Consider the following 14,019-nt stretch of genomic DNA (forward strand, 5'->3'; position numbering starts at 1 on the left):
GCCGGGTGGGGACCGGGTCGTTCACCCCGCCGCGACCGGTGCCGGCGGCCCGTCCTGGAAGCGCACCTCGGGATAGGCCGGGGCCGGCGCGTCGAGCAGGGGCTGCGGTCGCCCGTGCAGGTGTGCGTCGAGGAACGCCGCGACGTACTCGCGGGTGATCAGCAGTTGCCGGTCGCCCGGGATGGCGCCCGGGTCCATGCCGAGCTGGGCTCCGAGGACCGGCCGGTCGGTGAAGGAGAGGTGACCGCTGCCGGTGACGGTGAGCCAGCGCTTCCAGCCGGCCAGGCCGGGCCAGTCGCGCAGCCAGCTCGCGTCCGTCGGCCGCTCCGAGCCGACCAGCAGGAACGGCTTGGCCACCGTCCCCGCCGGGACGGGGACGAAGTGGGTGCCGTCCAGGTTGATCCCGGCGTCGACCCGCCGGTCGGTGCGAAGCGCCTGGGCCGCGCTGGCGCCGCCGATCGAGTGCCCGACCATGCCGATCCGGGTCTGGTCGACGAACCGGGCGCCGCGCCACGCCGGGCGCGGTCCGGTCAGCCGGTCCAACAGGAACGACACGTCGGCCGCCCGCCCCTCGACCACGCGCGGCAACCGGTCCGGTTCGGCATTCTCGCAGGCGAGGCAGTCGGCGACCCTGCCGTCCGGGAACTCGACGCCCCGCGCCTCGTGGGGATGGTCCACGCCGGCCACCACGTACCCCCGGCTGGCCAGCTCCTCGGCAAGCCCGGTCAGCGACTCCCGGCTGAGGCCGAAGCCGGGGGAGAGCACCACCAGCGGCCAGCCCCGGGCGGTCGGCCGGACGGGCACGTCGCGGCGGGCGTTGGTGCGTACGGTGGTCAACAGGTCGGGTGGGAGGGGCAGGCCCTCGGCGGCGATGATCCGCGCGGAGACCGCCGCCGTGGTGTAGGGCGCCGGCGTGCCCGGCGCGGCCACCGCCGGATACCAGAGCGACACCATCAGTTCCCGGCGCAGCTCGGGCCGCCACGGGTCGGGCCGCGCGTCGTCGGTCAGGTGCAGCCAGGTGGTGCCGACCGGGTGGCGGCCCGTCGGCGCAGGCAGCGCCAACGCCGGCGCCGACGCCGGCGCCGACGCCCGGGCCGCGACCGGGCCGCCGGCCAGCAGCGTGGCCAGGAGCGTCAGGAGTACGAGCAGTGCCCGGCCGCCGCTACGCAAGGCGATCACCGGTCGGTGCCGTCGAGCCGGAGCGTGCCGTCGGTGTGGTCATGCTGCCTCCCAGGGGATCCGTCGTGACGCGTCGACGGTAGGGATCCGCCCGGGGCACGCACCGCGCCCGAACGGCAGGCGGGCGTACCCACCTTCGTCAGGGTCCGGCGCGGGCGTGAGCCAGCTCTTCGGCACCCCGGGTCACGCCCAACGCCTGAATCGCCCCGTGCCGCCAATCCTTGCGAAGATCACGAACTCTCACGGGCCGTCACCGGGAAGGGCTCGGCGCGACCGGTGCTCGACGCTTCGGAGGCCGACCCGGAGCCGGGCCGGAGGCCGCCCCCGGGCTCGGACAGGAAGGCGCCGACAGCGGCGGCGAACTGCGCTGGAGCGTCGTGGTGCACCACGTGACCTGCGGGCAGCTCGACGAGCTGAGCCCGGCCGGCGCGACGGGCGATCATCTCGCGAGCGTGGTCGCCCGCCAGTTCGTCGCTGCGCGTTCCACGGATCAGCAGAGTGGGGCAGCGCACCGAGAGCCAGTCCTTCCAGTGGTCGCCGCTGAGTGCCTTCTGGGACGCCACCGTGTCGTCGATGTCGAACGAGAAGCCCCAGCCGTCCCCGGTCTGGCGGAAGGAGCACTCCAGGTAGGGTGCCGCCGCGCCCAGGGCCGAGGCCAGCGCCGCGCGCGCGACGGCGCGCGGCGGGGGAGGTTGGTCGTGAACGACCAGTCGACGTCCACGACCGCGCCGATGTCCTCGACGATCAGCGCGGTCACCCGGTCCGCGTGCCGCGCGGCGTACTGGTAGGCGTTCGCGCCGCCGAGCGAGTGGCCCAGCACCGCCGTGGGACCGACGTCCAGATGCCGGTGGAACGCGGCGACGTCGGCGACGTAGTCGTCACGCTCGTAGCTGTCGGTCCGGTCCGACGCTCCATGCCCGCGCTGATCGAGCGCGATCACCCGCCACCGCGGCGCCAACGCCTCGGCCAGTGGCGCGAATGCCGCCGCCTCGTTGTAGTGCCCGTGCAGGGCCAGGAGCGGAGCCCCGGAACCACCGAAGTCCAGGTAGGAGAGCCTGCGACTGCCGACCGTGAAGAACTTACGCATGACCCGGGATGCTAGATCCGCAGGCCGGCTTCTGCGCCGGAGTTTGTCCGCGCGACGAGATCGCCCGGGCCACCCGACGGACCCGGCCCGTGGCGGTCCAGGGGCGGCCGTCAGATGGGATCCCGGGCTCAGGGAATGGCGGTTCTCGCCTCGCCTGTGCACCCATGGGTGCACAGGCGAGGCGGGGCAGAAGGCGCTAAGCCAAGCCTGGCCCTCGGAATTCAGCTCCGGCAGCCCTGAACCGACGCCGAGCGCTCGGCCCTCGTTCGTTGGCAATCGCCAGGTGCCAGGGCTACTGCCTTGCGAGTTGTCGCCGCAGGTCGGCGAGTTCCAGCGTCTTGCTCGTGGCGCGATAGAGCATCGGGGATCGTCCAGCGTAGTGGGTATTGCCGCTGTGTTGGCGAGTGACGGTGTCGTGGACCTCCTTCATGACCTCGTCACCGTACTGGTCCCACATTGCCTTGATCTCCGTGAAGTCGTACTTCCAGGAGGCGTGGCCGTCCTTGTCCACGTTGACCATGGGGCGGAATGCGGCGAAGCAGGGGATCGCAGCCGCCTTGGTGAGGCGAGCATCTGACTGCTCCGGCTTGCCCGTCTCATCCAAGAGAAAGGGGAAGGTGAAGAGGTATCCATTCGACGGCCGATCTGCGATCTTCAGCAGCCGGAACTTGCCCTGCCACAGTCGCGCCGCCGAGAATCGGATGTACTCGTACAGCTCTAGCGCTTCCAACGCGATGGGGGCGAACTTTTCCACGCGTCCGGGGTCTTTCAGGTAGAGCTTGAAGACGGACGACACACGGGCGTAGACGTTTTCGACTCCGACTGGGTCTTCCAGCGGGTAGCGAGTGGGATCCAACGCCATGAGGAGCGCCAAGACTTCCCGTACGTCATAAATCCCGTCGTTACCCTCATGCCAGGAGATGGCTTCCATTCCCCCCGGCCGGCCCTCACATACCTTCTTGAGCCAATCGAACTGATTGCGCAAGTCGGCCAGCGATTCCTCGCGTACCTGCATGGACGTGTTCAGCCCATCCGCGAGATCCGGCACGATCTGATGAGGAACGTTTACGTGGACCTTGATCTCCACGTATTGGTCCTCCGGGATTTCCGCCTCTGCTTGGGCCGCGAGGATGAGCTGGTAGCTGTGGTTGCCGTTAGCGACACCCTGCTTGACGGCGGGATTGAACCAGAGGCGGTAGCGGTCGCCGTCGAGCCTCTCTACCTTCTCGGCCACAAGGACGATGCCACCGTGCTTCAAGTGGAAGGATCCGGTGCCGTCTGAGCCTTCACCACCGAAGAGGGAGGCCTTGACCTTCCGGTACACTTGGCGGTTGAGGTTCGCCTCGCGCGGGTTTGCGTCGTCGGGGATGCCGGCTGGAAGCTCGGTCGCCCTGACCCGGAAGATGTGAGTCTCGACCAAGGCAAGGTCGGCGGGCGAGTCGGGCGGTGCCGGGAAGCGGCGAGCCATCGGTGCGTGCAAGATCACGCTGTTCAATGAAGGCATGGCCTTCACTCCATTCTCCGGCCTCCGGCCGGGAATCAGTGTCGGTCGTCAAGTCCATGACGCCGATGGGCAGTCTAACCCGACCTAACACGACAGTCCACTGTCACCTCGCGCGGGTTTGCAGGCATGTGCGCACGCGGCGCCTAGGCCGCAGACCTGAGCAGTCTCACTTACCGCCTGATGTGCCTCGTTCGGAAGATCGCCGTCCAGCGCGCCGATGATCTTCTCCCGAGCGCGGATGATTCTCAGCAACCACCTTTGGGGCGGAATCTCCGGTCTGGGTCTGTGTGGCGGCGTCGGTTTGCCACCCTTTACTCCATCGCGATCAGGGGGATCTAGGTTCGGGCGCCGCGCCGCCCTGCGTCCTGCGCAAAATCGACCATCTCCGCGCCGCCTATCAGAGTCGGACCGACCTGGATTTTGGAGGTTGACCGACTTCATGGCAGATGGGCTGCCAGGAGCAACAGCGTGCCTGCGGCTTGCCCCGGCCGCCTGTTGTACTGGCCGCGCTCCTTCAGGCGGCCCATTGGCCAAACTGCTAGCAGTCTGCAGGGCGCCGACACGGTGACGGCGCCTGACCTCTACGGGCTGAGCGCTGGCCGCCACCACGCCGGCTGAGCAACTAACATCCACTCCCATGCGTCGATTCGCCGCGCTCGGGGCGGTACTCCTGGCCTCCGCAGGATCCTGGTGGCTGTGGAACCGGCTCGGGTGGCCGCGCGGCGACGACGCAGGCCAACAGGGTCTGCGCAACGACTCCGCGATCTTCTTCGCCACGCTGCTGAGCGCGGTGGGCCTCGCGGGTTTCGCCGGGCTGCTTGCCCGCTCGCGCCGGAGCCGCTTCAGCGCTGACGACGAGGCACCGTGGATGGTGGAGACAGCTGAGAAGCCGTTCGTGCCCCGCCCTGATCTGGTGTCGGCCGCGGTCAGAAGCCTTCCTGGAACCGTCGCGCTGGTCGGTGCGGGTGGTTTCGGTAAGACCACCCTCGCGCAGGCGATCTGCCGCCTGCCGGAAATCCGTGAGAGGTTCCGTGGCGGCGTGCTGTGGGTGACGGTTGGCGAGAAACCTTCGGCCGCAGATCTCACCGGCCACCTGGAGTTTCTGGCACAGGTGATCTCCGGTGAGCGGCAGGAGTTCAGCGACCCGGGCCGGGCTTCCTTCCGGTTGGGCCAGCTCCTCGACGCCCGACCGCCGGTACTGCTGGTGATTGACGACGTTTGGACCGCCGAGCACCTCGCCCCGTTCCTTCAGGGCGGCCGGAAGTGCTCACGGGTAGTGACCACCCGTGTGCCCCGGCTGCTGCCGACGGGAACTCCACAGATTGAGGTCGGTGAGATGTCGACGGTCCAGGCCGAGCAGTTGCTCGGGCACTGGATCGGCTCGGGCGACGCAGCAGTGGGCCCGCTGATCCAGAGTGCCGCCCGATGGCCCCTGTTGCTGTCGCTAATCGGCGCTGCGGTCGCTGACGTGGTCGGGCAGGGGACACCGGTCCGCGACGCGGTGAAGGCCCACCTCACGCTCCTGCAGGAGCTCGGACCCACCAGCTTGGACGAGATGTCGCGGGACGCGTTCCGGGGCCGGCTCGTCGCCGGAACAATCGAGGCCAGTCTGGGGCGCCTCGATCCGGAGCACCGGCAGCGGTGCCGCGAGCTGAGTATCTTCCGTGAGGACGACCGCATCCCCTCCGCCGTCATTCGTATGGTGTGGGCTGGATCGGCCGGACTGAGCGCCGCCGCGAGTCGTGCCGTTCTCAGCCGGCTTGCGGCGCTCTCGTTGGTGTCCGTGCACGAAGGAACCTATGTGCGCCTGCACGACGTCGTCCGGTCGTACCTGCGCAGGCAGCTCACGGGTGATGCCGAGCCCGCGCTGCACGCGGGCCTGTTGGAGCAGGCTCGTGCGGGCGCGAAGGCCGACGAGGGCTGGTGGCATCTTCCGGACGACTACGACTACCTGCGCCGCAATTTGACCTATCACCTCGCGGCGGCTGGCGCCGCCGACGAGCTGAGTGCGCTGGTGCAGGATTTGCGGTGGGTCCGATTTCGGGTACGCCTGGACGGGCCGGTCGCGGCGGAGAGCGACCTGCGGACCGTCCCGGCACTGGCGACCGAGTCGATCGCCCGTGCCCTCGCCGCGCGGGCGCATCTGGCCATACCGTTGCCGAACTGCGCAGACACGACCTCGCCCCTGCTGAACGTCCTAGAGCCCGGCACGGACACGGGGTCCCTAATCCGGGATCGGGAGGCCGGTTGCCTGATGCCCCTCTGGCCGTCGCCGACCGACGGATCGTCCTCGACGAGAACTCTTGTCGGTCACACCGCGATCATTTCCGCCCTCGTCATCGCCACCGACGGCAGTTGGCTCGCCTCCGCTGACCACGACGCCGTCGTCCGGGTCTGGGACACCGAGACCGGCGCGCCACGGCTGGCTCTGACCGGCGATACCCACTACCTCGAGGATGTCGCGGCATCCCCGGACGGCGACTGGATCGCGAGCGGCGGATACGACCGGAACCTACGCATCTGGGACGCGACCCTGGGCACTGTCCGGCAAGTTCTGCGCGGGCATAGGGAGACCATTGCAGCGGTTCACGCACTGTCGGATGGCCGTCTGCTCACGGGGAGCCATGATGGCACCGTACGTGTTTGGCATCCGGCGTCCGGATCGAGTGCGAGTGTCTACCGTGCGTACGGGCGGCTCGATCAGATTCGGCGGAGGCTGGCCCGAATCTGGGGGAAGAGACTCCCGTCAAGGGCCGTTAACGCGCTGGCGGTCGCGCCGGGCGGCGGCTGGATCGCTGTCGGCAGCTGGTATTCCCACATCCATCTCGTTGACCTCGGCGATCATCGGGTCCGAGGAATATTCACTGACCATTCCCGGCTCAAGCGCCGCGGACCGTGGGGAGAAAGCTGGGCGGGCCCGATCGAGGCCGTAGCAATCTCGCCGTGTGGGCGTTGGGCGGTGAGCTGCACCAGCAACGTCGGCGTCATCCTGATCTGGGACACGACGACGTTGCGGACAATGCGTCGGCTCTACCACGGAGACCAGGGGATTAACTCCGTCGCAATCTCCCCGGACGGCAGCCTGATCGTCACTGGAGGCTGGGACAAGACGGCTAAGGTCTGGGACGCGGCGACGGGTGCCCTGCGGCACACCCTTGACGGGCACACCGGCGGTGTCACCTGCGCCGCCTTCCTCCCAGACGGACGGCGTGTGGTGACCGGCAGCGCCGACCGGACGCTGCGCATCTGGGATCTGACTGCAACCGGGACCTCCCGGGACGACAGCGGCGACGGCGGGTACGCGCTCGGAGTACATCCTCGCGGCGACTGGGTGGCGGCCGGCGACATCATCCGGCTGCGCGACGTCACCACCGGTGCCATTCTGCGGCAGTTGGAGGAAGGTCACGCCAACGAGCTGAGTCCGGTCGTGGTGTGGGACCAGGGCCAGCGACTTGCTGCCGTCGACCCGCGCTATTTCGCCGACGTCTGGGACACAGGCACCGGTCGCCACCTCGGCACGCTCGGACCGGAGATCGAGTCGTTGGCCGCCACCAACCAAGTGATCATTACCGGCGGCTACGACGGCTACCTACGGCTGTGGGATTCGCAGCTGCTCACCGAAACCCACGCCTGGCAGGGGCACCAGGACCGGATCAGCTCCCTAGCCCTCGCTCCCGACGGCAGCTGGTTCGCCAGCTCCGGCCATGACGCCTCGGTCCGGGTTTGGGACACCGGCACCGCAGCCGCGCTGGCCACCTGCACCGGCCATACCGAATGGGTGAACGCGTTGATCGTCTCCCCCACCGCCCGGTGGCTCGCCAGTTCCGACGACGAAGGTGTGATCCGGCTGTGGCGTATGCCCTCGGGAGAGGCCTGGCACGTGCTACGAGGGCACACCACCATGGTTCGTACCCTCGCCATCACCCAGGACGACGCGCTCATCGTGTCGGGTAGCTGGGACCGTACCGCCCGCGTCTGGGACGTCGCGACAGGCACCACGGTGCACGTGCTCACTGGTCACACCGAACAGATCGAGGTGGTCGCGATCTCGCCAGACGGGTCCCTGGTCGCGACCGGCGGTTGGGACCACACCGTAAGAGTCTGGGATCTGCGCACTGGCCGTTGCGTAGCGGGTGTCACGGTCAACGAGAGGGTGACCGGGTGTGCCTGGGTCCCCGGGAGATCCGCGCTGGCCGCGACAACGCCCTCCGCCACCTACTTGTGGTCGTACCTGCCCCCGCTGAAGTGATCGGAAGCCGACATCTCGATAGATATCGACGGAAGTAGACGTGGAACTGGTCTCCTGGGCACGTAGAACCTCGGCCGCAGACGGATGCCACAAGGAAGGTCAGACCGCCCAGACGAGCGATGGGGCCGCAAGAGCACCGAGTGTGCAGCCAGCTCTTCTGGCGAGGCAGGAGATCAAACTACTCTCGGTCATTTCCCAGACTCTCTAAGTGGCATCATGCGCCCATGGGCGCAGCCTGGGCGCACGAGCATGGGCACCCTTATCAATGGAAACGCCTTCCAACGCAAAAGGCGGTGACCGCGTTACCGCTGGTCACCGCCCTGCTAGCCCGGCGAAAGGCTATGTGGCCAGGGGCGGGGTCGAACCGCCGACCTTCCGATTTTCAGTCGGACGCTCGTACCAACTGAGCTACCTGGCCGTGGTGCTCGGTTCATGCTACCCGCAGGGCGGGGTCGCCGCCGGGAGGGTCGCATGCTCCGATACGCAGAACGCCGCGCGAGTGCGCGGCGTAAGCGCTGCGGTCCTGACGGGACTTGAACCCGCGACCTCCGCCTTGACAGGGCGGCGAGCACTCCAACTGCTCCACAGGACCTAGCTTTGTTGCCTCCGGCCGAAGCCGGACCGTGCCCCCAACGGGATTCGAACCCGTGCTACCGCCTTGAAAGGGCGGCGTCCTGGGCCGCTAGACGATGAGGGCGGCCCCGCCATCATTGCACACTCGCAACTTCAAGCGGACTTGCTCCCATCCGGCCCCGCCGGAGGCTTGGATAGCTTACGTGATGGCCCCCCGGTCGACCAAACCGGTATGGCCCGAGCCACACCCACCCATAAAACCGCAGGTCAGATGGGTCTAGCGGAGCCGGGCGATGCCGTACCGGCGCTTCAGGTCGACGATCAGGTGCGGGCAGGCGGCCAGCGTCGCGGCCCGATCACCGCCCCCGTCGTGGAGCAGCACGACCGATCCGGGCCGGGCGGCGGCGCGTACCCGCTTGGTGATCGTCCCGGCGGTCGGCTTGCTCCAGTCCTGCGGGTCGACGTTCCAGTGCAGCGAGCGCATGCCGAGCTGCTTGGCGACGCCCACCACCTCGCGCGTCCACCGGCCGCCCGGCTGCCGGTAGAACGGCACCTTGGCGCCGGGCACCGCCGCCCGGATCGCCGCGTTGGTGCGGGCGAGGTCGCTGCGGATCTCGGCGACCGGCCGTCGGGCCAGGTCCAGGTCGTGGCGCCAGCTGTGGTTGCAGAGCTGGTGCCCCTCGCGCACGATCCGCCGGATCAGGTCGGGGTGCCGGCGGGCCTGGGTGCCGACCACGCAGAACGTGGCGGTGACCCGGGCCGCGCGGAGGCGGTCGAGGACCTTCGGCGTCCAGGCCGGGTCCGGCCCGTCGTCGAAGGTCAGCGCCACGGCCCGGACGCCCGTGGTGCGCTGCAGGCCGGCCGGCAACTTGCTCGGCAGCGGCCGGACCGGGCGCGCGGGCGGCGGCGTGGTGCGGGTCGGCCGGGGGCTGGCGCTCGGTTTCGGCTCCGGCGGCAACGGCGCCGAGGCGACTGGGCTGGGGCCGGCGACCCCGGACCCGGGCGGGGTGGTGCCGCCGCAGCCGCCGAGGAGGAGGACCAGGGCCAGGGCGGAGGCCAGTACGGCGCGTGGGCGCATCGTTCGCTCCCGAGAGGGGGTCGGGGCCAGCGGACCCCCCGACGCTAGTGGACGGCGTTTGGCCCCGGCACCCCCGGTCAGTCGGCCGTCGACTGGCCCAGCGAGTCGCGTACGGCCAGCGCGAGCGAGACCGCCTCGGTGAGGTCGACCGGCCGCACCACCCCGGCGGGCAGCGAGTCCGCCCGCCAGCCCGGCCCGGCGGCCAGCACCAGCAGTGGCCGGCGGGGCGCCGCGAGCAGGGCGGTGAGCTGGGCGGGATCGGCGGTGGCCCGGGTGTGCGACCAGATCACCACGGCGGCCGGCCCGGTCCGGTTGACCGCCTCGACCAGCGCCGCCACCGGCACCCGCGCGCCGAGCATCCGGTAGCCGACGCCGACCTCGGCGAGCGCGGCGGCGAGCGCCTCCAGCGGCAGGCTGTGCTGCTCCTCGTCGGCGCAGGAGAGCAGGATGCGCGGGGGGTCGCCGGGCGCCCAGGCCCGGGCGACCGCGGCGAACGCCTCGGACACGCAGCGCGACACGAGGTGTTCGACCTCGACCAGGCCGGCGGTGGCGGCGTGTCGTTCGCCGATGCCGACGAGCACGGGGCGCAGCAGCCCGTCCCAGGTGGCGACCACGCCGTCCGCCTCGATGGCGTGCGCGATCGCCGCGCTGATCGCCACCGGGTCCAGCCGCATGGCGGCCCGGGCCAGCCCGCGGGCGGCGGGCCCGGCCCGGCCGACCGGGATGGTCGGGCCGCCGCCGTCCCGGGCGCCGGCGGCGCGGGCGCGCGGCCGGGCGGGGGCGTCTGCCGGCGCGACGTCGGGGGCCCCGCGGGCCCACCGGGCCGCCTCGGCGGGGGTGACCCCCTGGGCGGTCAGCCGCCGCATGATCTCCAGGCGCGCGAGGTCGGCCGGTGTGTAGCGCCGGTGGTGGCCGGGGACGTGCTCGCTCGGGCCGAGCCCGTAGCGCTGGTGCCAGGTGCGCAGGGTGGTGACGGCGACCCCGAGTCGCCGGGCCACCGCCCCCGCGCTCAGCGCCTCATCGGCCACCCGACCGCTCCGACGCGTCGTCCGCCGGCAGCCCGGAGGGGGTCGTGGCCGCACCCGGCGGGCCGGCGGCCGGCCCCGGGGGTCGCCGCAGCCGGTTCACCACCCCGCCGAGCCACGGGGCGTACGCGCGGGGGTCGGCGTCGAGGTCGGCGACGAGCGCGACGGGGTCGACCCAGCGCAGCTCGGCCACCTCGTCGGGGTCGGGCCGCAGCGGGCTGCCCGGCCGGAACTCGCCCCGCAGGACGTGGTCGTACTCGAACTCGACCCGGCCGGTGGCCGGGTCCTCGGCGTAGTAGACGTACACCCCGACCTCGGTCAGCTCGACCGGGTCGGCGCCGAGCTCCTCGCGCAGCCGGCGGTTGGCGGCCTCGGTCAGCGACTCGCCGGGCGCCGGGTGGCCGCAGCAGGCGTTGGCCCAGCGCAGTGGGAAGCGGGTCTTCACGTGGGCCCGCCGTTGGAGCAGCACCCGGCCCTCGGGGTCGACGAGCAGCACCGAGAAGGCGCGGTGCAGCTGGCCCGGGGGCCGGTGTGCGGCGGCCACGGTGGTCTCGCCGTGGGCGCGCCCGGCGTCGTCGACGAGCTCGACGAGGTGCTTCTCGCGGGCGGTCACGGCACCCGCCTCGTGGACGCGCGGGAAAGGGTCATCGGGATCCCCCGGTGATGCGGCCGGCGGCGAGCTTGCCGGAGATGAGCACCATCGGCACGCCCACGCCGGGCTGGGTGCCCGAGCCGACGAAGACGACGTTCGGCAGCGTCCGGTGCAGGTTCGACGGGCGGAACGGGCCGGTCTGGAAGAGGCTGTGCGCGGCGGCGAACGGGGTGCCGGCGGCCATCCCCTGCTCGGCCCACTCGGCCGGGGTGACCGCGCGCAGCACCTCGACGCCCTCGCCGAAGCCGACGTAGCCCCGCTCCTCCAGGGTGCCGACGAGCTGGGCGGCGTAGCGGTCCGTGAGGTCGCCCCGCCAGTCGAACGGCGCCCGGTCGAGGTTGGGCACCGGGGCGAGCACGTAGTAGGTGTGCCGGCCGGCGGGCGCCACCGACGGGTCGGTGCGGCTCGGGTTGGTGACCAGCAGGGACGGGTCGCTCATCAGCTCGCCCCGCCGGATGACCTCATCGAAGGTGCCCTTCCAGGACCGTCCGAAGTGGATGTTGTGGTGGGCGATCTTCCCATACCCCTGCCGCGATCCGACGTGCAGGACCACGCAGGACGGCGAGTAGGTGAGCCGGCGCGGGCGGGTCGGCGGCAGCAGGTCGCGGTAGGCGACCGGCAGGTCGGGGTTGAGCACCACCACGTCGGCCGGGACCAGCTCGCCGTCGGCGGTCACCACGCCGGTGGCCCGCCCGTTCGCGGTCTCCACCCGGGTGACCGTGGTGTCGTAGCGGATCTGCACGCCGTGCTTCTCGGCGGCGCCGGCCATGCCCCGGGAGACCGCGTGGATGCCGCCGCGCGGGAAGTAGACCCCGGCCACCGAGTCGAGGTACGCGATCACGGCGTAGATGGCGAGCGCGTCGTGCGGGGCGAGCCCGGCGTACATCGCCTGGAAGGAGAAGATCCGCTGGGTGCGCGGGTCCCGGAAGAACTGGTTGATCTTCGTCTGGAGCCGGCGGAAGGCGCCGCCCGCCAGCAGCTTCACGAGGTTGCCGGTGAGCAGGTCGGTGGGCGCGTCCAGGTTGCGCTCGATGAAGTCGGCGCGCTCCCACTGCCAGAGCCTGCGGGCGTAGTCGACGAAGCGCAGGTAGCCGTCGGCCTCGCGGGGGCCGCAGACCCGGGCGATCTCGGCGGCCATCCGCGTGGTGTCGGTGATGACGTCGAGCGTCGACCCGTCGGGGTAGTGGGCCCGGTAGGCCGGGTCGAGCGGGGTCAGGTCGAGCCAGTCGTCGAGTTCCTCGCCGACGGCGCCGAGCGCCTCGGCGATCAGGTCCGGCATGGTGAGCACGGTGGGGCCGGTGTCGAACTCGTAGCCGTCCACGCCGAGCCGGCCGGCCCGGCCGCCCGGCACCGGTTCGCGCTCCAGCACGGTCACCTGTCGACCGCTGCCCGCCAGGTGCAGCGCGCACGCCAGCCCACCCAGGCCGGCGCCGACGACCACCACCCGGTCCGTACGCCCGTTGACGGTGCGCACGCGACCACCTCCTTGTGCGAAGTTGCCCATCATGCCCGCCGGTCGGTGGCGGCGGTGGCGAGACCGGTGAGCGCTGTGCGCGCGGTCTCGTCGATCGACGCGGTGTCGAGCGCGGCCAGCGCCTCGGTGACCCGGTCGGAGATCATGCGCTCGACCCGGTCGGCCGCCCCGGTGTCGGCGACCAGGCCGGCGAGCCGGGCGATCTCCCCGTCCCCCGCCCCGGCGCGGGACCGGTCCAGCGCCCGCCGCTGGGCCGGCGTGGCGAGCTGCCGGGCCAGCATGAGCAGCGCGGTCGGCTTGCCGGTGCGCAGGTCGTCGCCGGCCGGCTTGCCGGTGACCGACGGGTCGCCGTAGACGCCGAGCAGGTCGTCGCGGAGCTGGAACGCCTCGCCGACGGCGAGCCCGTAGCGGGTGTACGCGGCGATCAGCGGGGCGTCGGTGGCGACGCCGGCCACGCAGGCGCCGAAGAGCAGCGGGCGCTGCACCGTGTAGCTCGCGGTCTTGTAGCGGGCCACCCGCAGCGCGCGGTCGACCGACCAGTTCGCTGCGTCGCTCTCGCCGAGCACGTCGAGATACTGCCCGGCCACCGTCTCCACCCGCATCTGGTCGTAGCAGCGGCGGACGTCGAGCAGCCGGGCCGGCGGCAGCGCGGCGTGCGCGAGGAGCCGGTCGGCCCAGACCATGCAGAGGTCGCCGACCAGCACCGCGACCGCCTCGCCGAACCGGCGCGGGTCGCCCCGGTGCCCGGCGGCGACGTGCCGGGCGGCCTGCGCGGTGTGCACGGTCGGCCGGCCCCGCCGGGTGGCGGAGGCGTCCATCACGTCGTCGTGCACGAGGGCGAAGGTGTGCAGCAGCTCCAGGGCGGCGAACGCCGGCAGCACGGGCGGCAGCGGCTCGGCGCCGCCGACCACGCCGCGCCAGCCCCAGTAGGCGAACGTGGGCCGCACCCGCTTGCCGCCGGCCAGCGCGCTGTCGCGGGCCGTCGCGGCGAAACCGCCGATCGCCGCGTCGATCTCGGTGAGCGAGTCGACCTCGGCGGCGAGGAAGGCGGCGAGGGTGTCGTCCACCGCCGAGACCAGGTCCCTCGTGTACGCGGCCAGGACCGCGCCGACCGGATCTTCTCCGTCGGTGGGGCCTGCCGGGGCCACGCGGAGGGCATTACCCGCAACTGCGTCGTTGGCCATGCGGCCGAGAGTAC

Annotated in this window: 10 protein-coding genes and 3 tRNA genes; 1 reads left to right on the plus strand and 12 read right to left on the minus strand. The window is 71.4% G+C overall.

Annotation, left to right across the window (positions count from 1 at the left end; genetic code table 11):
- Positions 1-21: 21 nt before the first annotated feature.
- The 4 genes from ACWENR_RS03580 to ACWENR_RS03595 form a co-directional block, all read right to left on the minus strand.
- Positions 22-1,179: an alpha/beta hydrolase family protein gene (locus ACWENR_RS03580; RefSeq protein ID WP_452275491.1), complete on the minus strand. Its 1,158-nt coding sequence runs from the start codon at positions 1,177-1,179 to the stop codon at positions 22-24.
- 230 nt (positions 1,180-1,409) lie between these two features.
- Positions 1,410-1,742: an alpha/beta fold hydrolase gene (locus tag ACWENR_RS03585; RefSeq protein ID WP_452275492.1), complete on the minus strand. Its 333-nt coding sequence runs from the start codon at positions 1,740-1,742 to the stop codon at positions 1,410-1,412.
- Positions 1,670-2,266: an alpha/beta fold hydrolase gene (locus ACWENR_RS03590; protein ID WP_452275493.1), complete on the minus strand. Its 597-nt coding sequence runs from the start codon at positions 2,264-2,266 to the stop codon at positions 1,670-1,672. Before ACWENR_RS03590 ends, ACWENR_RS03585 begins: the two co-directional genes overlap by 73 nt.
- A 292-nt stretch (positions 2,267-2,558) precedes the next feature.
- Positions 2,559-3,770, minus strand: a complete 1,212-nt coding sequence (locus tag ACWENR_RS03595; RefSeq protein ID WP_452275521.1) for an AIPR family protein — start codon at positions 3,768-3,770, stop codon at positions 2,559-2,561.
- Positions 3,771-4,407: 637 nt separating this feature from the next.
- Between ACWENR_RS03595 and ACWENR_RS03600 the strand changes: the two genes are divergently transcribed.
- Positions 4,408-8,019 carry an NB-ARC domain-containing protein gene (locus ACWENR_RS03600; protein ID WP_452275494.1) on the plus strand — a complete coding sequence of 1,204 codons (3,612 nt, stop codon included), beginning with the start codon at positions 4,408-4,410 and terminating at the stop codon, positions 8,017-8,019.
- A 344-nt stretch (positions 8,020-8,363) separates the two neighbouring features.
- Here the strand turns inward: ACWENR_RS03600 and ACWENR_RS03605 are convergent.
- The 8 genes from ACWENR_RS03605 to ACWENR_RS03640 all read right to left on the minus strand — a co-directional run bounded on the left by ACWENR_RS03605 (position 8,364) and on the right by ACWENR_RS03640 (position 14,005).
- A tRNA-Phe gene (locus tag ACWENR_RS03605) sits at positions 8,364-8,437 on the minus strand.
- Positions 8,438-8,537: 100 nt separating this feature from the next.
- Positions 8,538-8,611: transfer RNA gene (locus ACWENR_RS03610), tRNA-Asp, on the minus strand.
- Between the two features lie 32 nt (positions 8,612-8,643).
- Positions 8,644-8,716 (minus strand) — tRNA-Glu (locus tag ACWENR_RS03615).
- 153 nt (positions 8,717-8,869) lie between these two features.
- A complete protein-coding gene (locus tag ACWENR_RS03620; RefSeq protein WP_452275495.1) occupies positions 8,870-9,670 on the minus strand; it encodes a polysaccharide deacetylase family protein in 801 nt (266 codons plus the stop codon).
- Between the two features lie 77 nt (positions 9,671-9,747).
- Complete coding sequence (locus ACWENR_RS03625) at positions 9,748-10,698, minus strand: MerR family transcriptional regulator (protein WP_452275496.1); 951 nt, start codon at positions 10,696-10,698, stop codon at positions 9,748-9,750.
- Positions 10,688-11,308 (minus strand): isopentenyl-diphosphate Delta-isomerase, encoded by a 621-nt coding sequence (gene idi, locus ACWENR_RS03630; protein ID WP_452275497.1) that lies wholly within the window; start codon positions 11,306-11,308, stop codon positions 10,688-10,690. The genes ACWENR_RS03625 and idi overlap by 11 nt, the downstream gene beginning before the upstream one ends.
- A 31-nt stretch (positions 11,309-11,339) precedes the next feature.
- Complete coding sequence (gene crtI / locus ACWENR_RS03635) at positions 11,340-12,851, minus strand: phytoene desaturase family protein (protein ID WP_452275522.1); 1,512 nt, start codon at positions 12,849-12,851, stop codon at positions 11,340-11,342.
- On the minus strand, positions 12,851-14,005 hold the full coding sequence (locus ACWENR_RS03640) for a polyprenyl synthetase family protein (RefSeq protein ID WP_452275498.1): 1,155 nt from the start codon (positions 14,003-14,005) through the stop codon (positions 12,851-12,853). The genes crtI and ACWENR_RS03640 overlap by 1 nt, the downstream gene beginning before the upstream one ends.
- Between the last annotated feature and the right edge of the window lie 14 nt (positions 14,006-14,019).

The organism is Micromonospora sp. NPDC004336 (assembly GCF_053602615.1).

Bases quoted from the DNA above. Each gene is read 5' to 3' on its own strand.
- ACWENR_RS03590 (WP_452275493.1), bottom strand. From the start codon at position 2,266: ATGCGTAAGTTCTTCACGGTCGGCAGTCGCAGGCTCTCCTACCTGGAC.
- ACWENR_RS03620 (WP_452275495.1), bottom strand. From the start codon at position 9,670: ATGCGCCCACGCGCCGTACTGGCCTCCGCCCTGGCCCTGGTCCTCCTC.
- crtI (WP_452275522.1), bottom strand. From the start codon at position 12,851: ATGGGCAACTTCGCACAAGGAGGTGGTCGCGTGCGCACCGTCAACGGG.
- ACWENR_RS03595 (WP_452275521.1), bottom strand. From the start codon at position 3,770: ATGCCTTCATTGAACAGCGTGATCTTGCACGCACCGATGGCTCGCCGC.
- ACWENR_RS03640 (WP_452275498.1), bottom strand. From the start codon at position 14,005: ATGGCCAACGACGCAGTTGCGGGTAATGCCCTCCGCGTGGCCCCGGCA.
- ACWENR_RS03600 (WP_452275494.1), top strand. From the start codon at position 4,408: ATGCGTCGATTCGCCGCGCTCGGGGCGGTACTCCTGGCCTCCGCAGGA.